The organism is Nocardia sp. FBN12 (assembly GCF_050320175.1).
Lineage (GTDB): Bacteria > Actinomycetota > Actinomycetes > Mycobacteriales > Mycobacteriaceae > Nocardia.
The window spans coordinates 1,587,551-1,610,967 of sequence record NZ_CP190048.1 but is presented as its reverse complement, the minus strand read 5'-3'; the positions used below and the strand labels follow the sequence as shown (position 1 = coordinate 1,610,967).

At 65.6% G+C, this 23,417-nt stretch carries 24 protein-coding genes; 20 read left to right on the top strand and 4 right to left on the bottom strand.

What is annotated here, in order from left to right; genetic code table 11:
• Positions 1–284 precede the first annotated feature (284 nt).
• The gene (locus tag ACQHI0_RS07975) at positions 285–1,076 is read right to left on the bottom strand and encodes an IclR family transcriptional regulator (RefSeq protein WP_427907281.1); all 792 of its coding nucleotides are present in this window, start codon (positions 1,074–1,076) and stop codon (positions 285–287) included.
• A gap of 171 nt (positions 1,077–1,247) precedes the next feature.
• On the opposite strand from ACQHI0_RS07975, the gene ACQHI0_RS07970 reads away from it, so the two are divergent.
• From ACQHI0_RS07970 to ACQHI0_RS07960, 3 genes are all read left to right on the top strand, one after another.
• Positions 1,248–2,009: a CoA transferase subunit A gene (locus ACQHI0_RS07970; RefSeq protein ID WP_427907280.1), complete on the top strand. Its 762-nt coding sequence runs from the start codon at positions 1,248–1,250 to the stop codon at positions 2,007–2,009.
• Positions 2,006–2,650 carry a CoA transferase subunit B gene (locus ACQHI0_RS07965; protein WP_427907279.1) on the top strand — a complete coding sequence of 215 codons (645 nt, stop codon included), beginning with the start codon at positions 2,006–2,008 and terminating at the stop codon, positions 2,648–2,650. The genes ACQHI0_RS07970 and ACQHI0_RS07965 overlap by 4 nt, the downstream gene beginning before the upstream one ends.
• Before the next feature lie 81 nt (positions 2,651–2,731).
• On the top strand, positions 2,732–3,085 hold the full coding sequence (locus tag ACQHI0_RS07960) for a carboxymuconolactone decarboxylase family protein (RefSeq protein ID WP_427909111.1): 354 nt from the start codon (positions 2,732–2,734) through the stop codon (positions 3,083–3,085).
• 8 nt (positions 3,086–3,093) lie between these two features.
• Here ACQHI0_RS07960 and ACQHI0_RS07955 read toward each other — a convergent pair whose 3' ends face one another.
• Positions 3,094–3,432: a recombinase family protein gene (locus tag ACQHI0_RS07955; protein WP_427909110.1), complete on the bottom strand. Its 339-nt coding sequence runs from the start codon at positions 3,430–3,432 to the stop codon at positions 3,094–3,096.
• A gap of 565 nt (positions 3,433–3,997) precedes the next feature.
• Here ACQHI0_RS07955 and ACQHI0_RS07950 point away from each other — a divergent pair.
• The 7 genes from ACQHI0_RS07950 (at position 3,998) to ACQHI0_RS07920 (ending at position 9,728) form a co-directional block, all read left to right on the top strand.
• A complete protein-coding gene (locus tag ACQHI0_RS07950) occupies positions 3,998–4,435 on the top strand; it encodes an FAD-dependent monooxygenase (RefSeq protein WP_427907278.1) in 438 nt (145 codons plus the stop codon).
• 22 nt (positions 4,436–4,457) lie between these two features.
• Positions 4,458–5,585 (top strand): FAD-dependent monooxygenase, encoded by a 1,128-nt coding sequence (locus ACQHI0_RS07945; protein WP_427907277.1) that lies wholly within the window; start codon positions 4,458–4,460, stop codon positions 5,583–5,585.
• Positions 5,586–5,643: 58 nt separating this feature from the next.
• Complete coding sequence (locus ACQHI0_RS07940) at positions 5,644–6,762, top strand: alpha/beta hydrolase family protein (protein WP_427907276.1); 1,119 nt, start codon at positions 5,644–5,646, stop codon at positions 6,760–6,762.
• A 21-nt stretch (positions 6,763–6,783) separates the two neighbouring features.
• A complete protein-coding gene (locus ACQHI0_RS07935) occupies positions 6,784–7,725 on the top strand; it encodes a VOC family protein (protein WP_427907275.1) in 942 nt (313 codons plus the stop codon).
• Positions 7,726–7,747: 22 nt separating this feature from the next.
• A complete protein-coding gene (locus tag ACQHI0_RS07930) occupies positions 7,748–8,209 on the top strand; it encodes a lipocalin-like domain-containing protein (RefSeq protein ID WP_427907274.1) in 462 nt (153 codons plus the stop codon).
• On the top strand, positions 8,209–8,682 hold the full coding sequence (locus ACQHI0_RS07925) for a cupin domain-containing protein (RefSeq protein WP_427907273.1): 474 nt from the start codon (positions 8,209–8,211) through the stop codon (positions 8,680–8,682). The genes ACQHI0_RS07930 and ACQHI0_RS07925 overlap by 1 nt, the downstream gene beginning before the upstream one ends.
• 74 nt (positions 8,683–8,756) lie before the next feature.
• A complete protein-coding gene (locus ACQHI0_RS07920; RefSeq protein ID WP_427907272.1) occupies positions 8,757–9,728 on the top strand; it encodes an AraC family transcriptional regulator in 972 nt (323 codons plus the stop codon).
• A 262-nt stretch (positions 9,729–9,990) separates the two neighbouring features.
• On the opposite strand, the gene ACQHI0_RS07915 is transcribed toward ACQHI0_RS07920, so the two are convergent.
• Both ACQHI0_RS07915 and ACQHI0_RS07910 read right to left on the bottom strand, forming a co-directional pair.
• Complete coding sequence (locus ACQHI0_RS07915) at positions 9,991–10,779, bottom strand: hypothetical protein (protein WP_427907271.1); 789 nt, start codon at positions 10,777–10,779, stop codon at positions 9,991–9,993.
• Between the two features lie 140 nt (positions 10,780–10,919).
• Positions 10,920–11,621, bottom strand: coding sequence for a GntR family transcriptional regulator (locus ACQHI0_RS07910; RefSeq protein WP_427907270.1), 702 nt, complete (start codon positions 11,619–11,621; stop codon positions 10,920–10,922).
• A gap of 256 nt (positions 11,622–11,877) precedes the next feature.
• On the opposite strand from ACQHI0_RS07910, the gene ACQHI0_RS07905 reads away from it, so the two are divergent.
• The 10 genes from ACQHI0_RS07905 to ACQHI0_RS07860 all read left to right on the top strand — a co-directional run bounded on the left by ACQHI0_RS07905 (position 11,878) and on the right by ACQHI0_RS07860 (position 23,387).
• On the top strand, positions 11,878–12,729 hold the full coding sequence (locus ACQHI0_RS07905) for a fumarylacetoacetate hydrolase family protein (protein WP_427907269.1): 852 nt from the start codon (positions 11,878–11,880) through the stop codon (positions 12,727–12,729).
• Between the two features lie 27 nt (positions 12,730–12,756).
• Entirely contained in the window at positions 12,757–13,680 is a 924-nt protein-coding gene (locus ACQHI0_RS07900) for a VOC family protein (RefSeq protein WP_427907268.1), read from the top strand.
• 29 nt (positions 13,681–13,709) lie between these two features.
• The gene (locus ACQHI0_RS07895) at positions 13,710–15,302 is read left to right on the top strand and encodes a bifunctional 3-(3-hydroxy-phenyl)propionate/3-hydroxycinnamic acid hydroxylase (RefSeq protein ID WP_427907267.1); all 1,593 of its coding nucleotides are present in this window, start codon (positions 13,710–13,712) and stop codon (positions 15,300–15,302) included.
• Positions 15,299–16,384: an alpha/beta hydrolase family protein gene (locus ACQHI0_RS07890; protein WP_427907266.1), complete on the top strand. Its 1,086-nt coding sequence runs from the start codon at positions 15,299–15,301 to the stop codon at positions 16,382–16,384. Before ACQHI0_RS07895 ends, ACQHI0_RS07890 begins: the two co-directional genes overlap by 4 nt.
• A 106-nt stretch (positions 16,385–16,490) precedes the next feature.
• On the top strand, positions 16,491–18,020 hold the full coding sequence (locus ACQHI0_RS07885) for an FAD-dependent monooxygenase (RefSeq protein ID WP_427907265.1): 1,530 nt from the start codon (positions 16,491–16,493) through the stop codon (positions 18,018–18,020).
• A gap of 13 nt (positions 18,021–18,033) precedes the next feature.
• Entirely contained in the window at positions 18,034–18,480 is a 447-nt protein-coding gene (locus ACQHI0_RS07880) for a nuclear transport factor 2 family protein (RefSeq protein ID WP_427907264.1), read from the top strand.
• Positions 18,481–18,484: 4 nt separating this feature from the next.
• On the top strand, positions 18,485–19,036 hold the full coding sequence (locus ACQHI0_RS07875) for a carboxymuconolactone decarboxylase family protein (RefSeq protein ID WP_427907263.1): 552 nt from the start codon (positions 18,485–18,487) through the stop codon (positions 19,034–19,036).
• Between the two features lie 35 nt (positions 19,037–19,071).
• On the top strand, positions 19,072–20,577 hold the full coding sequence (locus tag ACQHI0_RS07870) for an FAD-dependent oxidoreductase (RefSeq protein ID WP_427907262.1): 1,506 nt from the start codon (positions 19,072–19,074) through the stop codon (positions 20,575–20,577).
• The gene (locus ACQHI0_RS07865; RefSeq protein ID WP_427907261.1) at positions 20,574–21,926 is read left to right on the top strand and encodes an amidohydrolase family protein; all 1,353 of its coding nucleotides are present in this window, start codon (positions 20,574–20,576) and stop codon (positions 21,924–21,926) included. Before ACQHI0_RS07870 ends, ACQHI0_RS07865 begins: the two co-directional genes overlap by 4 nt.
• Before the next feature lie 42 nt (positions 21,927–21,968).
• Positions 21,969–23,387, top strand: a complete 1,419-nt coding sequence (locus ACQHI0_RS07860) for an MFS transporter (protein ID WP_427907260.1) — start codon at positions 21,969–21,971, stop codon at positions 23,385–23,387.
• Positions 23,388–23,417 lie beyond the last annotated feature (30 nt).

The following is a 23,417-nucleotide window of genomic DNA, read 5'->3' as shown; positions in this document are numbered from 1 at the left end:
GAGTCGAGACCACAACATCAATGTTGTTGGCACACAGACTATTCAGGAACCAGAGTGAGCGAACCGTCAGATCGTCAGCAGCTCCGGTGACGGGTGCAGTTCTGTCCCAACCATACAATCCGAATCGCGTTACCGCGAGCCGAGTTCCGCTCAGGAACTGAACAGACGGCCGCCACCGCGATCCACTTTCACATGCGCTGCAACGATGAAACATCCTGCTGCGCAGTTAGTTTCGCTATCAAGGCAAGGAGCAGCGGAGCGGCGAAGTGAAAAGATGCCGACCCTCACTTGCGGCGGAAAGCCTTGTTGCTGCGACGCGACAGCGCCAGGGACAGTTCGTGGGCGTGGCGGAGCAACAGCGCGCCCAGCGCATCGTGACGCTCGGCGCGGAATCGACTCTCGACCCCGGTCAGGCTCAAAGCCCACCGCGGTTCGTCTCGGCGATCGAACACCGCCGCGGCCATCCCCCAGCTCCCCTCGACAAGCAGTCCCGGGTTCACACACCACCCGGTTTCCCGTGCCGCGGCAATGCGCCGCGCGAGCTCGTCACGCGCATGGTGCGCGCCCCACTGCGCACTCAGGTCGGTGCGGGACAAATAGTCGTCGATGTCGCGGTCGGGGAGGTGCGCGAGGATCGCCAGGCCCGCGGAGGCGACACCGAGCGGGAAGCGGATGCCGACATGGAGCACGTGTGAGCGCAGTGGAAAGCTGCCCTCCTCGCTCACCAGGCATACGGTCTCGTCACCACGCCGGGCGGACAGGAACGCACTCTCCCCGGTTTCGCGGGCGAGTTCACGCAGCACTGGACGAGCTACATCGGCGACGTCGTAGCGCTCGGCCGCGAGGGAGCCCATGAGGAACAGTTCCGGTCCGAGGAACCACAGACCAGAGCCCGCGTCGCGGTCGAGAAAGCCCTCATCGGCCAGTGAGCAGAGCAGCCGATGTGCGGTAGGCCTGGCGAGATCGGTCCGCCGTGCCAGCTCGCTTGTCGTGATTCCCACGTCTCCCCCAGCGGCAACCGCGCGCAGCAGCGACGCCGCGCGCCCGAGGACAGATGGATTCAGCTCTCCACTCACGCTCGCATCTTACGTCCATTCAATGGACGACTTGCATCTACCTGTCCACGTGCCGAGCAATCTTCTCGCTCCCGCCCCTCCATCTTGCCAGGATCAGCGGCTGGAGTGTTCTGTTGACGCGATCAGTATCGGTGTCCGATCAATGAACGGTCAGATGAAAGGCAGGCACGGATGAACGCGAAAGTGGTGGATACGGCAGTCGCCGCCGTATCCGATATCGGCACGGGGGCGACGTTGGCCGTCGGCGGGTTCGGGTTGTGCGGTGTCCCGGACGCCCTGATCGCGGCGATCACCGAGGGTGCGGCAACCGACTTCGCAGTGTTCTCCAACAACTGCGGCGTCGACGACTACGGCCTGGGGATCTTGTTGTCGGCCGGGCGGATCGCACGAGTGACCGCCTCGTATGTGGGTGAGAACAAGGAGTTCGCGCGCCAGTACCTCGGCGGTGAGCTCGAGGTGGAACTGATCCCGCAGGGAACCCTCGCCGAGCGACTTCGGGCCGGCGGAGCGGGCATCCCCGCCTTCTACACCCCGGCCGGCGTCGGGACCCCGATCAGCGACGGCGGCCTCCCGTGGCGCTACGCACCGGACGGGTCGGTGGCGCTGGCCTCACCACCGAAGGAAGTCCGGGAGTTCGGACACCGCCGCTACGTCCTCGAAGAGAGCATCGTCGCCGATTTCGCGCTCGTGCACGCCGCCGTCGGCGACACCGAGGGAAACCTCGTTTTCGAGAAGTCGGCCATGAACTTCAACCCTCTGGTCGCGATGGCCGGTCGGATCACCATCGCCCAGGTCGAGCGGCTCGTCCCGGCCGGTGAACTCGACCCAGCACACGTTCATCTGCCGGGGGTGTTCGTCCAGCGCGTCGTGCGCACCGGCGCCCAGGACAAACGCATCGAGAAGCGGACCGTTCGACAGGAGGCCACCCGATGAGCTGGACCCGCACAGAAATGGCCGCCCGCGCGGCACAGGAGCTCTCGCCCGGGGAGTACGTCAACCTCGGCATCGGTCTGCCCACCCTGATCCCGAATCATCTGCCCGACGGCGTAGATGTGGTGCTGCACAGCGAGAACGGCATCCTCGGCACCGGCCCCTACCCGGCGGAGGGCGACGTCGACGCCGATCTGATCAACGCGGGCAAAGAGACCGTGACGGTCGAACCCGGTGCTTCGTTCTTCGACTCGGCGCTCTCGTTCGGCATGATCCGGGGCGGACATATCGACACCGCGGTACTGGGCGGAATGCAGGTCTCGCGAACCGGTGATCTGGCGAACTGGATGGTGCCCGGCGCGATGGTCAAAGGCATGGGCGGCGCGATGGACCTCGTCCACGGCGCCCGCCGGGTGATCGTGCTGATGGAGCACACCACCCGCGACGGCGCACCCAAGATCGTCGAGGCCTGCACCCTGCCCCTCACCGGCCAGGCCGTTGTGCAGCGGGTGATCACCGACCTCGCTGTCCTCGATATCGCCGAAGGCCAGGTGATTCTGCGCGAGACCGCGCCCGGTGTGAGCGTCGAGCAGGTGCGCCGCGCCACCGGAACACCACTGACCATCGGTACAGTCCGCAGCTGAGGACTGTACCGACGCCACCAGGAGGTAGCAGTGTCGTTTCCCGATAGCTCCCGGCACGGATCCGTTTCGTGGGAGGCGGGCATGTCGGTCCGCCGGGAGGTGATGGGCGATTCGTTCGTCGACCAGGCGCTGGCCCGTACCGAGGGAACAGAATCGGCCGAACTGCAGCGGTTCGTCACAGAACATGTCTGGGGTGCGGTGTGGACTCGTCCCGGTCTGGACCGACGCAGCCGCAGTTTGCTCAATCTCGGGATGCTGACTGCGCTGCGAGCGCACGAGGAGCTCGCCGGCCATGTGCGTGGCGCACTCGCCAATGGCCTCACACGTGAAGAGATCGTTGAGGCGGTCATCCACACCGCTGGGTATTGCGGTGCCCCGGCAGCACTTTCTGCCATGCGTATCGTGCAGGAGACTTTTGACGCACTTCCCGAGTAGGCGAACCATCAGGGCATTACCGCCAGCATAGGAAAGGGGGACTGCCCCCGGTTCGGTTGACTCCTGACCTGTGAGGACTCGCTCCTCACTGGAAGGATCACCACCATGCCGAATGGGTCGTTCCAGTCGTAGATCGAGCTGCCGAGTCCGAACAGCACGTCGCGTTCGCGCAGGTTGGTCAGGATTTCGCCGGCCTCCGCCATGTTGCGTGCGAACCGGTCGAACTTCGTCGTGGTCAGGACTACCTGCCGATCGGCGACCGCCGCGGCCGCTGAGGTGACCGCGGCGAGTGCGTTGTCCAGTCCGGTGCGGTTCTTGCAGGTGGTGCCGGAGAATCCTTTGTCGATGAAGATCCGCAGGTAGGAGATGTCGCTGTGGGTGTTTGTTTAACGGATCTCTGCCGAGGTTGCGATTCGTGTCTTGATCGCGTGCGGCCAGGATTGGGTGTCGTGGCGCGTGTGCTGGATGAGGACGAGCTGATCGGACGTGTTCCTGCGGATCGCCGAAGAGGACGTTCCGATGCCCGAGCCCTTGGGGCAGTCTCATCACCAATCTGATCGCCCAGCGCCGCAACATGGGGACAGGAGCCAAACCCGACATCACCTTGGCTGCTCCCTGGGCAGCGGCCGAACCGGCCGATCAGCACGGCCCGACTTCGGGAACGACTTCGTCGGCTGGGCATCACCGGCACCGGTCGGGTCGGGGCGTTCAACGAACTGCTGCGTGAGATCCCCACACCGGTCCTCGCGGACCTCGTCGGCTGCAACCCGAATTCGCCGCCGAACGCGCCTCGCGGCCGACTGGGCCAACTACGCCGCCATCCGAGCCCTTCCCGCGCCCGCAAGTCGGTGACTTCCAGGGGGCATACGAGCACCTCGAATATGGGATGGCACCGACAGCGACTCCTCTACCGTGACTTTCGCAGATCCGGACCACCATGCCGAATGGACCTCGGCGTTCCGGATCCAGCAACGACTGGCCTCGCACTACCGGCGCGGCCCGACCCTGTTGGCCGGCGACGCTGCCCACATCCACAGTCGCGCAGGCGGGCAAGGTTTGAACAACGGTATCGGCGATGCGGAAAATCTGGCGTGGAAGCTGGTCCTGGTCTGCAAAGGGCTCGCCGACAATCAAATGCTGGACAGTTATCACAGCGAGGGGCGACCGATCGCGCGAGGTGTGCTCGCCCGCACGACCGCGATCACCAAGTGGGGACTCAGCGGCAACCCCGTCGTCTGTGTACGTCGGGTATCCGTTTCCGGTTGGTGCGGAACACCGGTTGCCCGGAGTGGATGGTCGCCGCCTGATCCGGATAACGGGAGTGCCTGGCGGCTCCTATCGTTCCGGTGAAATCGGCGCTCAGGAGTTGGATATGAACAAGTTTCGCGGTATGCGGTCGGCCATGATCGTGGGCGCGGGTGTCGCCGGGCTGACTGCGGCCTCTGCCCTGGCCCGCACGGGCTGGCAGGTCGAGATCGCCGAAGCCAGTCCGGACCGTGCGACCGCTGGATGGGGGCTGTGCCTGACCGGTCCGTCGCTGCGCGCTCTCGATGCGCTGGGCTTGGCGGACGCGTGTCTGGCCGAGGGTTACGGGATGAGGGTGATCACCCATGTGGACGTTGACGGCATACCGAGCGACCAGGTGGAGCTACCGCGGCTCATCGGCGCGCGGCGTCCGGCGATGGTCGGCATCGCTCGTCCGCAGCTGCACCGCATCTTGCACGCGGAGGCCGAGCGGTGCGGGGTGGTGGTACACCACGGCTTGACCGTCACTTCGGTTGACCCGCAACAGGATCTGGTCGACGTGCGACTGTCGGACGGCACCGCCCGGCGGGTCGCCATGCTGGTGGGCGCGGATGGTATCCGCTCGTCGGTGCGGGGCCTGCTGGGCTTCGAGACGCCGGTCGATTACCTCGGGCAGATGGTGTGGCGGGCCCTGGTGCCGCGCCCCGGGTGGGCCACGGGTATTCACCAGTTCGCCGGCGAGGTCAACACGGCTGGGCTCGTGCCTATCTCGCGCAGCCGCGCCTATGTGTTCTTGACCGAGAACGGGGTGCAGCCGGGCATGCTCCCCGATTCCGAGCTCGCCGCGCGGCTGGCCGACCTGCTGACGGTCTTCCCGGGCCGGGTAGAAGAACTCAGCCCGCTGACGTCCGCCTCCGACTCGGTGGTGCGTCGGCCGGTCCAGACCGCCTTTCTGACCGGCGCCTGGAACCGCGGAAACTGCGTCGTCATCGGCGATGCCGCACACGCACCGGCGCCTCAGATGGCCAGCGGCGCGGCCTTGGCCATCGAGGACGGGCTCGTACTGGCCGAGGAACTGGAGCGCCACTCGACCGTCGAGCGCGGCGCCGAGGCGTTCGTCGCCCGTCGCGCACAACGGTGCCGCACGCTCGTGCAGACCTCGGTGAGGATCTCCGGCCTGGAACAGGCGCAACGCCACAGCGAGGCATATCGGCTGGTGGATACCTGCCATCGGCAGATGGCCGAACCCGCGTAACCATCCCGCACGCCGCAGCACCGGTAGCCGGTCGTTCACGTATGAGAAGGAGACACAGATGTCCGTCACAACCACCCGAACTCTGCCCGAGGCGCAGCAGTGGCTGCGCGAACACCTCGAGCAACGCAGAAACCCTTTCAATGCCATCGATCACGATGCCGCCGCGCGGCACATCGAAACGCTCCCTGGCACTGACCCCGAGTCCTGGGCCGGGCACTGGCTGGCAGGAGCGGAGGAATTCGCGACCCGGGCAGAGCACGCCGAGGCAAGCGACGATCGCGAGCAAGCGCTGGAGAACTGGTGGCAGGCATACCAATTCGCGTTCCTGGGCCGCTATCCCTCCCCGCTGCACCCGGCCAAGCTCCATGCGTACGACCGGGCCGTGGAGTACTTCGGGCGGGTGTCCGCGCTGGAGCACACACCTGTCCAGCACGTCGAGTTGCCCTTCGACGGGCGTCCCGGAGAAGGCGATGCGGTGCGGTTCTTCGTGGCGCGTCCGCCCGGGGCAGCGGTGCGCCCGCCGGTGGTCCTGATGTGGGGCGGGATCGATGTGTGGAAGGAGGAAACCTACGCGCGCGGCCGGATGCTGCGTGAGCGCGGGTTCGCGACCCTGCACATCGACAAACCGGGGGTGGGGCAGTCGCCGGTGCTCGCGGGCCGCGACGCCGAGCGACAGTGGGATCCGGTCTTCGCCTGGCTGCGCGAGCAGCCGGACCTGAACTCCGAACGGGTTGCGGCACTGGGTCTTTCGTTCGGCGGTTACTGGGCGATGAAGCTCGCCCACACTCATCGCGAACAGCTGGCCGCCGCCGTCAACTGGGGCGGCGGCATCCATTTGACGTTCCAGCCAGAATGGCAGGAGCGCAGCCGCAATGCCTCGTCCTACCTGATGGACCTCATGCCTGCGCGGGCACGCATCTTCGGCGGCAACAGCTTCGAGGACTACGTCGCCCGCTGCCCGGAGCTGTCCCTGCTCGACCTAGGGGTGCTCGACCGACCGTCGTGCCCGCTGCTGCTGGTCAACGGCAAGGACGATCAGCAAAACGCCTCGGCGGACCTGTATTTGGCGCTCGAGCACGGGGATCCGAAAACGGCCCGCATGTTCCCGGGCGGCCACATGGGTCGGGGCCCTGTGCTCGAGACTGTCGTCGACTGGCTGACCGAGCGACTCAACTGACCAACGATCGAGGAGTGCACCGTGAGCAACACCAGCTTGATTACACATCTGCGGCACGTCGATATCGCGATGCCGAACTTCACCGAACAGCGACGGTTCTACACCGAGCTGTGGGGTTTGACCGAAACTGCCAGTGACACAGGCGTTTCTTTCCTGGCGGCCGAGGGCTCGCCGGAGCAATACGTGGTGCGGCTGCGCCAGGATGCCCAGAAGCGCACCGATCTCCTAGCCTTCGGTGCCGCGGCCGCTGCCGATGTCGACACCCTCACCGAGCAGTTGATCGCGCAGGGTGTGCGGCTGGTGCACGAACCGAAACTGCTGGATACCCCTGGGGGCGGCTACGCGGTCCGCTTCTTCGACAACGAGGGGCGCGTCGTAGAGGTCTCCGCCGATGTCACCCCGCGGCGGCACCGCAAGATCGAGGCCCGCGAACCCGTTCCGGTCCGACTGTCTCATGTGCTGATGAACTCGCCCACCCCCGAGGCCACGGTGGCCTGGTACATCGAACACCTGGGGTTCCGGCTTTCGGACACCATGTGCCTGGGAGCCGACCGCGAGATCATGTGGTTTCTGCGGTGCAACAATTTCCACCACAGCTTCGGCATTGTGCGCGGACCGCATGCGGCGTTCCACCACGCCTCCTTCGAGATGCGTGGCATCGATGAGTACATGCGGGGGACGGGACGGATGCGGCGCCGGGGTATCGAGCGCCTGTGGGGACCGGGTCGTCACCGCGCCGGTGACAACTCCTTCAGTTACTACCTGGATCGGGCCGGTAACACCGTGGAATACACCACCGAGCTGGAGATCCTGGACGAGGACACCTGGCACCCGCACATCTACGACCTGCGTGACCCCGCTAACGCGGACCAGTGGGGCACGGCCAACGAGATGGACGAGTTCATTGCGGCCAAGTCCCACAACGACATCGACCGTGGGCTGTTTCTCGCCCCACCGATGTGACCGCGAACGAAAGGAACGTTTCATGACGCGCCTGCACACCCGGCTGGTCGGCAGCTGGCAGTTGGCCGACTGGAAGGTGTTCACCCCGGCCGGGCCCACCGATCCGCCGCTCGGGCCGGCCGAGCACTGCACCGGATTGCTCATCTACACCCCGGAGGGGACGATGAGCGCCCACCTCACGCTGCGGGACCGCGCGCATTTCGCCGACGCCTCGCTCGACGGTGGGACTGTCCGAGAGAAGGCCGATGCCTACAGCTCGATCATTTCCTATTCCGGCTCCTGGGACGTCGACGAGCCGACCGATACGGTCATCCACCACGTTCGGATCGCGACCTTCCCGAACTTCGTGGGTACGGACCTGAAGCGCCTATGTGTCTTCGAGAACGACGACACCCTGAAGCTGGATACTCCACCCATGGCCATGGGTGGTACGGCACGGCCCAGTTACATCGTGTGGCAGCGCCACATTCGGAAGGACACCTGATGCGCCCCGTTCGCCGAATTGTCACCGGCCATGACGACTCGGGTCGTCCGGTCATCGCCGAGGACGCCGATTGCCCGCACATCCAGACCACGGCGGGCGCGCAGGTGATCAACCTGTGGCTGCACGACGGGACGCCGCGCAACGACACCGCCTACGCCGATCCGGTCGGCCCCGACGTGCCGCTGCCGCCCCCCGACGGCGGCGGGCTGCTGCGCGTAGTCGAATTCGGGCCGCACGGGCAGGGTACGGCGCCGCACCTGCATCGGACCCGCTCTCTCGACTACGCCTACGTCATCGCCGGGGAGATCGTGGCCGTCGTCGGCACGGACGAGACCGTGCTGCGCGCCGGTGACGCGCTGATCCAGCGCGGCACAACCCACGCCTGGGACAACCGTTCCGATCTGCCCTGCACGATCCTGTTCGTCCTGCTGGACGCCGAACCGCTGGTCGACGCGGAGACGGCCGTGCGGTGACATACTGACACCAGCGCCGCCCGCCACGCGCCGCGAAAGTCCGTGGCGGGCGACCACCAAGGGAGGTGAATGCCGTGACGGCGCCGCTGCACAACTTCCTCATCACCAAGTCGCAGAACCCGGTCGATCTGCTCAACGCGGCCACCCGGCTATTCGGCGGCTCGATCACCACCTCGCCCTTGGACGGGCTGTGCGATGGCGATCATGAGCTGCGCGGGGTCAGCGCGCACGATTTCGCGGCCGGGTACTTCGCCTCCCCACTCGATGTGCGCGTGGTCTCGGCGGCCGGCCGCCGGTCCTACTTCGTGAATATCGGGGTGGCAGGCACGATCGAGGCGATCAGGGGGAGCCTGCGGGCGACCCTCGACTCGATGACTGCCGGGGTCGTCAACCCTGGAGATACTCAAGAGCTCAGGCCGTTGGGTGCCGGAACACGGTTCCTTGGGCTGCGGATCGACGCCGCTCTGGTCGATCAAGAATTCGCCGCACTGACGGGGCACCCCCCGGTGTCGACGGTGCGCTTCGACTTCGCTCTCGACCTCGGCAAACCCAAGGGCCGTGCCGTGCGGCTACTGGTGCGTTCCCTGGTGGAGCAACTGGACTCCGACGACCCGCTGTTCCAGCGCGCGGAGCTGCTACGCAGCCAGCTCCGATGCATCGTCACCGCCCTGCTACTGGCCCAGCCGCACTCACACACCGATGAACTGCGTGACGGTCCGCAACCCGGCTACCCGCGCTCCTTGCGTGCAGCCCTCGCGTTCATCGACGCGAACCTCACCGAGCACATCGGTCTCGGCGACATCGCCGCGGCCGCCGACTGCAGCCCGCGGACCCTCAGTTCCGCATTCCGCGACCGGCTCGGCCTGTCACCGATGTCCTACATCCGCAACCTGCGGCTCGAGCGGATCCGTACCGACATCCTCGGCTCCACCGACCAGGTCGGCACGATCGCCTATCGGTGGGGCATAACCCATCTGGGCCGCTTCGCCCGCGAATACCACGACCGCTTCGACGAACTACCCTCCGACACCGCGGCCCGCAGATAACAGCCAGCCTCCTGCCCGCTGCGCTCGCGCGCAGGTGCGGGTATCGCCCCAGCTGCGCACCGAGCTGCCGACTACGAGCTTCGTCGCCTGCCGCCCCTGCGTGTCCGGATCCTCGTGGCGCCCAATTCCATCCAGCAACCATTCGTCAGGTTGGGAAGCGCATCGAGAAGATGCTGCAGAACATCGCCGGCCGTACGAGCAGTCGCCTCCAGACAGCAATCGGACAATTCCCTGCTGTGAAGGTGATGCGATGACCTCCCTGCTATTTCGACGGCAGGGCGCTGTCGAGACCACCGACATCGGTGATCTTCCAGTCGTTGTTGCGGTCGACGGTGACACTGTAGGTAATCGTCATCTGGCTGCCCTCCGGTGTCTGCGCGCTGGTGGAGTTGACGGTGAGGAAGACATTGACCTTGTCGATTCCGTTGGTCGTCGACATCACCTCGGCGGCGATCGGTGCAGCGGTGGAGGTCCATTTCAGCGGGACCAGGATCTCCTGCAGCTTGGGTGCGGTGGCGTCGAATTTCGCGGTGAGTTGAGGGGTCGTGTTGGCCTTCAACTTCGCCACCCAGGCGTTGACGTCCTGGTAGTTGATGTTCGACGCGCCCAGGGCGTACTCGGTGGCGATCTGCTCGAAGCGTTGCTCGTCGGCGGCACTCGCGCGCAACCGCGTCAATTCGCCGCGCGCCGATAGCCACAACCCACCGGCGGTGAGAACTGCGGCGATGAGCGCAACGACCGTCGCGAGGCGGACGGCAGTCGAGACGTTGACCGATATGACGTGCTCGGGTCGCGGCACGACGGCGGCGGGGCTCGCATCCGCGGTGGATTCATCATCGCGGCGAGCGGACACGATTTCGGTTGACCCGACGGCGGCACCGTCTTGCGAATTGTCGACTTCCCGCCGGCGGAGGCCGAATCCGCGCCCGACATGCACCGAACCGCGTCGCTGGACTACGCCTACGTCATCGAGGGCGAGATCTACGCCGTCCTGGACGACGACTCGACATTGATGCAGGCCGGAGACGTCCTGATCCAGCGGGGGAACCAATCACGGATGGGTGAATCGCTCGGACCGCCCGTGCCGAGTGCTGTTCGTGCTCTCGGACGCCGAACCGATCTCGTGTGCAACCTAAAACCGCGCCATCGACAGGAGATAGCCTCTGGGTCGACTCGCACTTCTTATCCCGACTACCCGGGGCCGACCTCCGCCGAATTCGGTTCATCCAGTGCACAACTGATCAGCAGTTGTGCGGTGTGTGCGATGTGATCGCGCAAAAGTTCCTGTGCGAGGTCGGCCTGGCGGGCCAAGGCCGCGTCCAGCAGTGCGCGGTGCTCGCCCGCCAGGTCGCGGTCCGGTTCGTTGCCGAAGGACACCGACCATTGCAGGTAGAGCTCGGCCTCTTGACGCAACGCTTGCGCGGTGTCGAGCAACCGGCGGTTGCCACAGCCGGCCAAGAGGGCATTGTGGAATGCGACGTGCGCTGTCGACCACTCATCGGTCGGATGGTTCGGGTCAGCAGGGTCTCGGAACTGCGCTCGTTCCAGAAGGTGGTGCGCCGCAAGGGCATCCGCCTCCCAGCGCATGTCGCCGTCGAGCACCGACAGCTTCAGCACCAGGGATTCGATCTCGACGCGAGCAGTGGTCAGATCGGCCAGATCCTGATGCGACAGCGGCCGTACGAGGTAACCCTGATGCGCCTTCGTCGTTACCAATCCTTCGGCCGCCAGTTTCGTCAGTGCCTCGCGCGTGGCACCCACGCTCGCCTTGTAGCGCTCCGACAGCTCCGGAAACTTCAGCCGCGCCCCAGGAATCAGCCGCCCACCGAGAATGTCGGCCCGCAGCGCCTGGTAGACGCCGTCTGTGCGAGTCGTTCCGCTGCTCTTCACCATGCGACCACGGTAGCACCATACGAAACACCATTAAGGTATCGAAACTTGATCGATAGTTTCGAAAGTCACCAGCCGCATCCCCCGCGCCGAGCGAACATGGAGACCCAGGGTTATCCGCAACCCCGCGGCAACACCTGTCATTTTTACGAAAGCCACTTGAACTATCGAAACAAGGTTGCTACTTTCGAAAGTGACTCAAGGCACAACAACGCGCGGGGAGGGCATCGCCCACCCCCTGACCCAGGGAGCACGCATCGTGCGATTCGCCAACATCTCCGACCGACTATCACTGGTTACGGCATCCGACGCCGTCGTGGATATCGCACAGGCGAGCTCGGACCGGTTCGGTCCGACGATGCAGGACGCCTATGGCCGCTGGGACGAGCTGGTCACCTTCTGCTCCACAGTCACCGACACCGGTCGACCGCTCGCCGATATCCCCTCGTCAGCGTTCGGCAATCCGGTGCCACAGCCGCGGCAGATCTTCGCGATCGGACTGAACTATGCCGATCACGCAGCCGAGTCATCGTTCGCTGTGCCCGAAGAACCACCGGTCTTCACCAAGTTCGTGACCTCACTCGCCGGCCCCTACGGCACCATCGAGCTCCCCAAGGGGAAAGTCGACTGGGAAGTCGAGCTCGTGGTCGTGATCGGCCGCGAGGCACATCGTGTCCCAGCCGAAAACGCCTGGCGCTACGTAGCGGGCGTGTCGGTGGGACAGGACCTTTCGGAGCGTGACCGCCAGCGCGTGGGCCCGTCCCCGCAGTTCAGCATGGGCAAATCACATCCGGGGTTCGGTCCGATCGGACCGCTGCTGGTCACCCCGGACGAATTCGACAACCCCGACGACCTCGAATTGGGCTGCCTGATCAACGGCGAGCAGATGCAGAAGGGCAAGACCTCCGACATGGTCTTCCCGGTGCCGGAACTGATCGCACGACTGTCGGCGATCACGCCGCTGCTGCCCGGTGATGTCATCTTCACCGGCACTCCCGCCGGCGTCGGTCTCGGGCGCACTCCCCAACGGTTTCTCGCACCGAACGACGAATTGACCAGCTATGTCCGCGGCGTCGGCGAGATGCGGCACCTCCTGGTCGCCGGTCACTGACCGCACAACGTTTCGAAGGAGCAGGCAATGGCGCTGCATCGACTGTCCTCAGTCACCATCGGGGTTCCAGACCCGACGACTACTCGGGACTACTACACCGAATTCGGCCTCGCCCCCGCCGACGACGGCTGGCTGGCGACCCGAGACGCCGGTGACCAGCTTCGGCTCGTCACCGCGCCCAGCCGCCGCCTGGTCGAGATCGTGATCGGTGCCGACGATTCCGACGATATCGCCGCAGCCGCGACCCGATTGCGGAGGCTCGGGCTGCCGGTGGACCTGACTAGCGGATCTGTCACCGCACTGGAACCGGTCGCTGGCTTCCGGGCAGTTATTCGAGTCGACGATCGGCTGGTTCAGCCGGCACAACCTGCCACCGCCTACAACGGACCCGGCCGGATCGAACGCGGCAACCTCCGCGCCTCTGGTGTCCTGCGGGAAGATCCGGTACGTCCGCGCAAACTCGGCCATGTCGTGATCGGCACGATCGACTTCGACGCCACCCGCCGATTCTTCACCGACGGACTCGGGTTCAAGCTCTCCGACGAGATCAAGGGCCACGGGGCGTTTCTGCGGTGCTCGACCGACCACCACAACGTGCTCGTCTTGAAGGCACCGGTCAACTTCTTGCACCACACCTCCTGGCAAGTCGACGACATCGACGACGTCGGGCGGGGCGCGACCGCGATGCTGGAAGGCAATCCCGAACGTCACGTGTGGGGCCTCGGTCGCCACCACGCGGGGTCGAACTTCTTCTGGTACCTGAAAGATCCAGCGGGCAACTTCGCCGAGTACTACTCCGACATGGACTGCATCGTCGATGACCAACTGTGGATCCCGCAAGCCTTCGAAGGCGCCAAGGGCTTGTTCAACTGGGGACCGCCACCGCCGCCGTCGTTTCTGCACCCCGAAGACCTCGCCGCGCTGATGACCGGCGCCCACCACGCCGGCTGACCCAGATTCATTCCATTCAGGAGACGATGATGTCCCAGCAAGAGATTCACGACTTCGTACAGGTCGGTTATGGTCCGGTCGGCCAGACCATGGCCGGGTTGCTCGGTAAGGCCGGGTACTCGGTGGCAGTGTTCGAGCGCTGGCCCACGCTGTACGGGCGTGCCAGGGCGGGGCACATCGACCACGAAATCATGCGGGTCTTCCAATCGCTCGGCATCGCCGAACGCTTGGAGGAGGGCATGTTCCGCGCGACCAAGTACGTCTTCCGCAATGCCGCGGGCGAAACGCTGATCACCTTCGATTGGGACCGTGACGGCATCTCCGGTTGGCCGTCGGATTACATCATGTACCAGCCGCTGATCGAGGATGCACTCGATGACGCCGTACGGGCACTCCCTACGGTCAGTATCCATCAGGGATGGGAGGCCGTCGCGCTGGTCCGCCACGCCGACCACGTCGAGGTGGAGTTCCGTTCGGTGCGCCTCGGCGCCGAGGGCGAGAAGGTCTTGGGTGACGATGTCCGGATCGTTCGAGGGCGATATCTGATCGGGGCGGACGGCGCCAACAGCTTCGTCCGAGGCCAGATCGGTACGGGGCAGCAGGATTTCGGCTTCCGTGAGACCTGGCTGGTCTGCGATCTGGAGCCGCTCGAGCCCCTCGATTTCGGCTTCGACAACGGCCAGATCTGCGATCCGGCACGCCCGCATTGCCTGTTCCAGTTGGGTAAGAACCATCGACGCTTCGAATTCGCCCTGCTGCCGGGAGAAACCGCCGCCCAGATGGAAAGCCCCGAAGTGGCGTGGGAGTTGATGGCGCCCTACGGCGTCACCGAGAAGAACGCGAAACTCGTTCGACAGGCGATCTACACCTTCGGGTCCAAGCTCGCCGATCGCTGGCACGACGGACGGATCTTCCTCGTCGGCGACGCGGCGCACGTCATGCCCCCGTTCATGGGGCAGGGCATGTGCTCCGGAGTACGCGACGCCAATGCCCTCGCGTGGCGCCTCGATCTCGCCTTGCGTGGCATAGGCGGCACCGATGTGCTGGACTCCTACCGCACCGAGCGCGCACCCCACGTGGCTACTTTGATCGGGATGTCCATCGAGGCAGGGCGAGTCTCCTGCACCTTCGATCCAGAAACAGCGGCCGCACGAGACGAAGCCTTCCGCCGGGGCGATGTACCGCCCCCGCCGCCCTTCCCACATATCGAGTCGGGGCTGCTCGGCACCGACGCCGGTACGGATATCGCGGGAACCCTTGCCCCGCAAGGCCGCATCGCCATCGGAGACATCATCGGGCGATTCGACGACGTGCTCGGCACGGGTTGGGTACTACTGCTGGCGCCGGGCAGTGACGTCGACATCGACGCCCATCGCACCGCGGTGCTGGAACATCTCGGCGGCAAGGTAGTGACGCTGTCGGCGCCCGGATCCGGTGGCGCGGTCGTCGATATCGACGGCTACTACGCCGACTACTTTGCCGAACACCGAGTCGTCGCCATCCTGTACCGGCCCGACTTCTACATCTTCGCGGCCACCGATGAACTCGCGGCGATCGCCTCGCTCGTCGATCAACTCGAGACGAGCCTCGGCGCGGTCGTTCCCGCACAGGTCGCTCGATGACCGAGCCTGCGTGGCGCGCCGAGGCCCAGGCGCACAAACGCGCTATGCCCTTGCAACGACTCACCGGCAATGGCATGGACTACGCCGATGTCGTCGACCTGTACGCCCGCGTCGACGCCGGGCAGCCGTGGGCGGAAGCCGCGGCTGAACTCGGCGCGATCAACGGTCAGCGCGCCAGGGTGGCTCAGTCCCGGGGACATACCAAGAGTGCGCGGCAGTGGCACCTGCTTTCCTCTGCTTGTTATCGGGTCGGCCAGGTTCCACTGCCCGACAATGATCCGCGCAAGTCGGCCATGTATCGATTGCTGATCGAGCACTTCGCACACGCGGGCGCGCTCAGCGAGCCGATGGTCGAGCATGTCGAGATCCCGTACCGCGACGGCGCGGTGTGTGGCTGGCTGCTGCGACCACCGGATGTCCCCGCCCCACCGGTCGTCATCGTCACCGGTGGATTCGACGGCTGGCGCGAGGAGTACCGCGTCGGCGCGCAATACCTGCTCGATCGCAACATCGCGGTGTTCCTGGCGGACGGGCCGGGCCAAGGCGAAACTCGCCTGTTCCACGGCTTGTACATGGATTCTGATGTCGCCCAAGCATATTCGACGATGATCGACCATCTGCTCGACGACCGGCGCCTCGCCGGAACAGTGGGCATCTGGGGCAACAGCATGGGTGGTTACCTGGCCGCGCTGACAGCAGCCACCGATGACCGGGTCGCCGCGTGCTGTGTCAACGGTGGCACCGTGCGACCTGCCGAAATCCTGGACCGCTACCGCCGCTTCATCACCAAGATCACCGCGGTCACCGGGATCGACGATCCCGAGAAAGCCCGCGAGGCAATGGAGGAGTTCCGGCTGACACCGGCTCTGCTCGAAAACCTCACCTGCCCATTGCTGGTGCTGCACGGCACCCCGGACCAAGTGTTCCTGATCGGGAACGCACGCGCGCTGTACGACGGCGCCGCAAGTGTCGACAAACGGTTCGACGAGTGGGCCGACGGCGATCACTGCCTCTACAACCACTCGCACGAAAAGCATGTCATCGTCGCCGACTGGTTCGCGGATCGACTCTACGACACCTGATCGCCCCACGCCGCGTCAGCTCGTTGACCCGGCGCCTGTCAACGAACATATCCAACGATGTCGAGCACTGCTGTCCGGGTGCACGACTCGTCTCTAGGGAGACACCATGACCGACAATGACGTCGACGTGATCGTGGTCGGCGGCGGGCCCTCCGGGCTGACCGTCGCCGCGGAGATCGCGGCCACCGGCGCGCAGGTTCTCGTCCTCGAAAAGCGCAACAGCGACCCGGTGTCGCGGGCGGGCACACTGCTGCCGCGACCGCTGGAACTGTTCGACGCCCGCGGCATCGCCGACCGCTTCATCCGCCGGACCTGCGAGATCAATCCGCACCCCTTTCAAAGCTGGCACATCTGGGGCGGCATGCACCCCATCGACTGGACGACCCGCGACTCACGGTTCCAGTTCACCCTGTTCCTCCCGCAACACGAGACCGAACTGATCCTGCGCGACTGGGCCACCGACACAGGGGTCGACATCCGATTCCACCAGGAAGTCGTCGACCTGAAGTACGACGCGGACAGGGTTCTGGTCACCTCCCTCGACTCCGACGGGCAACCCTGCCAGTCCAGTGCGCGTTACGTCGTCGGCGCGGACGGTGGGCACAGCGCGGTCCGCAAACTGACGAACATCGACTTCGAGGGCCGCGATGCCACGTTCACCGGTGTCATCGCCGATGCCGAAATGGCCTTCCCCTGGCCGGGCGGACTTCGTGTCGGGCACAACGAATACGGTTGGCTCACCACCTTTCCCTTCGGTCCCGGACTCACGCGGTTCGTGATGGTCCACCGTGACGACCGTGCCGAACCCAAGTCCGCCCCCGTCACCCTCGCCGGCCTGACCGAATGCGTAAGCGAGATCCTCGGCGAAACCGTGCGTATCCCCGGATTGCGGGCGTCCTCCCGCTACACCGACGCGCAGCGGATCGCGTCCCGATTCCGCAGCGAGCGAGTGTTCCTGGTCGGAGAATCCGCCCGAATTCACTACCCCGCCAGCGGAATGGGCATGAACTATTGCCTGCAGGACGCGTTCAATCTGGGCTGGAAGCTCGGCGCCGTACTCCAAGGCCATGCCGATGAGGCACTCCTGGACACCTACGAGACAGAGCGCCGTCCGATCAGCGTCGATCTGCTGCGCAGCGTCGATGCGCAGGTAGCGATCCAGTTCGATTTCAGCCCCGAGGGCCTCACGCTCTCGGGCGCCCTGCAACAGAAGTTCCTGCCGATACCGGCCGTCAACTCCCAGCTTCAGCTCGAGCTGAACGGCCTCGAAACCCCGTATCCCGCAGAGCAGCCCAGCCACCCCTCGGTCGGGCACCCCGTGCCCGACTTCGAACTGCTCCGCAACGATGGATCCACCGTCCGCCTGTACGAACTGCTGCGCGATGGACGATTCGTGTTGCTCGATCTCAGCGGCACCGGGGTACTCGGCGACCTCGACTCCCCCGCGGTCAGCCTGGTGCAAGCCCACCCCGCGAGGCTGCCCGCCGCGTTGGACCAGGCCACCTGCCTGCTCGTCCGCCCTGACGCCTACCTCGCCTGGGCGACCGAACTTCCGCCCGACCCGGCCGACGTGCTGAGCCGGCTCGGCCAGTGGCTGAACGTTCGAAACACATTCTCACTCAGCACAATCTCGTGAACGGACAACCCCGATGACCGAACGCAGCTTCACCCGCGCACGCACTGACGACCGAGCGCTCATCCACGCAGTAGTCCACCGCTACGCGCACACCGCGCGCGACAAAATGGACTTCGCCGACATGCTGGCACTGTTCACCGCCGACGCCGTGCTCGTCCTGCCCGACGGAACCCCCATCCCACCGTCCGAACTCGGCAAAGTCGTCCGCGACGGCGAAGCCGCCTACATTCGCCACCACATCACCACGGTCGACATCTGCTTCGCCGGACCCACCGAAGCACAGGTGGACACCTTCTTCTTCGCCATCACCGATGAAGCGGCCCCCGACCATTGGGGCGTGTGGCGTGACACCTTCCGCAAGCAGGCCGACACCAGCTGGCTCATTCGGGAACGCGCCATTGTCGTCGAGGGATCGGCACCCAGTGGTTGGTTCCATCGCACCTACGTTGCCCAGGACTGAACACGTGGACACCGACGAACTGAGCCCACAGCAGCGGCAGGTGTACGACGCGATCGTGAACGGACCGAGAGGATCTGGGCCGCAACACTTTCCACTCGTCGATGCGGCCGGTCACCTCCAGGGCCCTTTCGGCCTCATGGTCGAATTCCCCGAGATCGGCGGACCGCTGCAGGCCCTTGGTTCGGCCCTGCGCTACCGAACCGCCCTCACCGATCGAGAGCGCGAAATCGCCATCCTCACCGTCGCCCGCTGTACCGCGAGTCCATTCGAACGGTATGCACACGAAGCTGCCGGTCGCGCGGCCGGATTGGACGAGTCGGAACTCTCCCGACTACACGCCGGAACTTTCGTCACGACCGACGCCCGAGAGGCGGCCGTCGCGATGCTGACCGCATGGGCGGTGGATCAGCCGACACTCACCGGGATCGACCGTGTCACGGCACAGCCGCTCGACCGGACAGCGATCGCCGAGGTGACCGCATTGGTCGGCTACTACCGCCTCCTCGCTCAGCTCATGGGGTTGTTCGATATCGGAGCGCCCGCCGGTCCCAACTGAGCCGATCCCGTCAATCACCAATCTAAGGAAGAACCATGAACGTGGACGTAGTGGTCGTCGGTGGCGGCCCATCCGGACTGATGACGGCCGCCGAACTGGCCGCGGCCGGTGTCGATGTCGTTGTCCTGGAACGCCGGATCGAACCCGTGGGATCGAGGGCGGGCACCATCTTGCCGCGCGTGCTCGAACTGTTCGACACCAGGAATCTGGCACAGACCTTCATCGATCGAGCACGGGCGATCCGGGACAACCCGCTGGTCCCGTTCCATATCTGGGCCGGGCTCCAGCCGCTGGACTGGGGCCATCTCGAATCACGGTTCGGCTACCGGCTCATCCTGCCGCAGAACATCACCGAGGAGCTGCTCGCCGCACACGCATCCGCGCAGGGAGTGCGCATCGTGCGCGGGGCGGTCGTCGAGACCGTCGAGCAGTTCGACGCGGGCGTCGCTGTTCGAGCGCGACTGACCGACGGCACCGAACAGGCCTACTCCGCCCGATACGTCGTCGGAGCCGACGGTGCCCGCAGCATCGTCCGACAGGCGGCGGGTATCGAATTCGACGGTCACGACGCCACATTCACCGGCATGGTGGCCGATGTCGTGCTCGACTTCCCGTGGGACGCACCGCGCGCGAACGGGCACAACGAGCACGGCTGGGCCGCGGCCTTCCCCTTCGACGAGACCGGTCACATCACCCGGTTCAACATCGTGCACGAGCAACGCCGTCACGCCGACAAGTCCGAGGCGGTCACCGTCGCCGAGGTGCACCAGTGCGTGCGCGAGATCTTCGGAGAATCCCTTGATTTCACCGAACTGCGTTGGGGTTCGCGCTACACCGACGAAACCCGTACCGCCTCGCGCTTCCGGGACCGCAGAATCGTGCTGGTCGGTGAGAGCACCCGGGTCCACTACCCCGCCAGCGGTGTCGGCATGAACTTCTGCCTGCAGGACGCGTTCAATCTGGGCTGGAAGCTGGCCGCGGTGATCAACGGCGTCGCCGAGGAATCGCTGCTCGACACCTACGAGGCCGAGCGCCGACCGGTGACCGAAGCGCTGCTGGAAAGCGTTGCCGCACAGTGCGCTATGCAATTCGACTTCAGCCCCGAGGGACTCGCCTACCGCCGCTTCTTCGAACAGCGCCTCTTCCCCCTGCCCGAGGTGGGCCGGACGCTGGTTCGCGATCTGAACGGCCTCAGTTTTCCCTATCCGCGCGAGGCCACCGATCATCCGTTCGTCGGCGAGCGCGCACCCGACCTCGTATTGCAGACCCGCGACGGCCTCGTCCGGGCCGGCGAATTGCTCCGCGGCCACGAGTTCCTGCTCATCGATTGCACGGGTGAAAACCACTACGACGCACTGAAATTCGGTCGGGCACCGGTCCGCGTCGTATCCGGGGTTCTGGCTCCCGCACCGGCCGGCCTGCACGATGTGCGGAGTCTGTTGTTGCGCCCCGACAGCTATGTCGCCTGGGCTGATACCGCCGTGCCGACCCCCGAACGGGCCGCGGCGCAGATCGAGCGATGGCTGAAGGTCGAGCAGTGACCGGGCGGCTGCTCCTGCGCGGAGCGCAGATCGTCAGCATGGACGACGACATCGGCGACTTGGTCGGCGACATCCTCATCGAGGGCACCCGGATCTCGGCCGTCGCCGAGCGCCTGGACGGCACCGACGCCGAGGTGATCGACGGCACCGGAATGATCGCCATCCCAGGGATGATCGACACCCATCGCCACACCTGGCAGAGCGCGGTGCGCCACAGCTACGCCGACATGGATCCGGCACGCTATTTCGCCGAGATGCTGGTCGGCATCGGTGCCTCCTACCAGCCCGATGACGTCCATATCGGCAACAAGCTCGGCGCCGCGGCCGCCGTGAGCGCCGGAACAACCACCCTGGTGGACTGGTCCCACATCCAGAACACCCCGGCCCACTCCGATGCCGCCATCGCAGGTCTGAAGGAAGCCGGTATCCGCGCGGTGTTCGCCCACGGCTGGCCACTGCTGACCGATGACCGTTGGACCAATCGCAGCGAACTCGGCCACCCTGACGATATTCGTCGCTTGCGCAGCGAGTACTTCGCCAGCGACGACCAGTTGCTGACGCTGGCAATGGCGGCTCGCGGCCCCGAGATGGCAGCCCAGGACACCTGGGTCGCGGATCTGCGGCTCGCACGGGACCTCGGCATCCGGACAACAGTGCACGTCGGCGCCTACCCTCACAACGCTCCCCACCGCGCCGTCGCCCAGTACGCCGGCCTCGGCCTGCTCGGCGACGACATGACCTTCGTGCACTGCAGCCGCAGCCACGACGACGAGTTCGCCATGATCGCCGACGCCGGGGCCACCGTATCGCTGGGCGTACACTGCGAACTCAATTCCCAAGGCATGGGCGACATCCCGCTCGACAAGCTCCTCGCCCGCGGCATCCGGCCCAGCCTCAGCGGCGACACCGAAACCAAATGCAGCGGTGACATGTTCACCCAGATGCGCATGCTGTACGCCTACCACCGCTCCTGGATGGGTGGCGGACACTCCGCGGTGGACGGTGTGCCCGAGTTGCGGGTGCGTGATCTCCTCGAGTTCGCCACGGTCCAAGGGGCTAGGGCGATCGGGATGAGCGACAAGATCGGGTCCCTCACACCGGGTAAGCAAGCCGACATCGTCCTGCTCCGCGCCGGCGACCTGAATCTCGGACCGGTGACCAACCCGGTCTACTCGATCGTGCTCGCCGCACACGAGGGCAATGTCGACACGGTGTTCGTGGCAGGCCGGGTCGTCAAGCGCGACGGCCATCTCACCGATATCGTCCCCGCGGCCTTGATGGATTCGGCTCGCCGATCCCAGCAGCAGATCCTCGCCCGCAACCGGCCACCGGCTCGGCAACGCGCGTAGCGCCTCGAGTACAGCCACACGCACGCCCTCTGGAGGACCACCATGCTCGAACCCAAACGTTCCACAACAGATATCGTCACAATCTCCCCGGCACCGAGTCCGTCGTTGATCGCTGCCCGGATCGACCGAATTCCGTTCGGCCGCTTCCATACCCGGCTGATGAGTCAACTGGGTGCCGGCACCTTCTTCGACGGTTTCGACGCGATGACCATCGCCGTCGTTCTGCCGCTGATCGTGAAGTCCTTCGGCATCAGCCTCGCCGAAGCAGGCCTGATCATCAGCGCCGGCTACGTCGGACAGTGGATCGGAATGCTGTTGGCCGGTGCCCTCGCCGACCGGGTCGGCAGACGCCGGCCATTCATCATTTCCCTCGTGCTCTTCGGCGGTATGTCACTCGCATGCGCCTTCGCGTGGAACGAAACAAGCCTGCTGGTCTTTCGTTTGGTGCAGGGACTCGGCCTCGGCGCAGAGATCCCGATCGCCGCGATCCTGCTGAGCGAGTATCTCGGACGACACGGGCGCGGTCGCTCGTTCGGGATCTACCAGTCCCTGTTCGCCTGGGGAATCTTCTTCGCACCGCTGACCGCGCTCGCCGCGACCAGTGCGTTCGGACCGGAAACCGGGTGGCGAGTGCTGCTCGCGATCGGCGCGCTCCCCTTGGTCATCGCGGCTTGGGCCTACTTCGCACTGCCCGAGTCCGCGCGCTGGCTGGCAGTCACAGGCCGTGGCGCCGAGGCCGACAGCCATGTGCGGGTCATGGAAGACGACGCCGCCAGGCACGGCATCGAGCTCATGAAACCTGAGGAAACCTCGACGCAGACCGGGGAGACATTCAGATTCAGTGAACTGCTCTCCCCCGCATACCGCGCTCGCACGCTGATGTTGGCCGTGGTCTGGTTCGCCACCTTCTTCGTCAATTATGGGTGTCTCAGCTGGTTGCCGACCATGTATGTCCAGGTCGGCCGGTTGCCTCAATCACAATCACTCCTGCTTGCCATTGTGACCAGCGGATTGCAGCTGGTCGTCATCTACATCGTGGTCTTCCTGATCGACCGCGTCGGACGAAGGCCACTATTGATCGCGGGTCTCGCGGTGGCAGCGATCGGCGCCCTCTACGGCTTCATCGCGATCGGGCTCCTCGGCCACACCACCTGGCCGGTCATGTTCGTCAGCGGCTGCACCATGGTCGTCGGAACCACCGTGCCCGCGGTGTTCCTCTACCTCTACACCAGCGAGCTCTACCCGACCCGCATGCGCGGCTGGGCCACCTCGGCCACCGCGAGCCTCAACAAACTCGCATCGATCATCGCCCCGACGATCTTCGGGTTCATGCTCTCGGGGCACGGCGGCACCCCCGCGGTTTTCACCGCGCTCGGCGTCGCCGCCGTAATAGCACTTGCCGCTGTCGCTTTCGGCGCCATCGAAACCCGCAACCGATCGCTCGAGGAAACCTCCGCGTGAGGCGCCTCGGCATCGACCAACCCGTCAGGA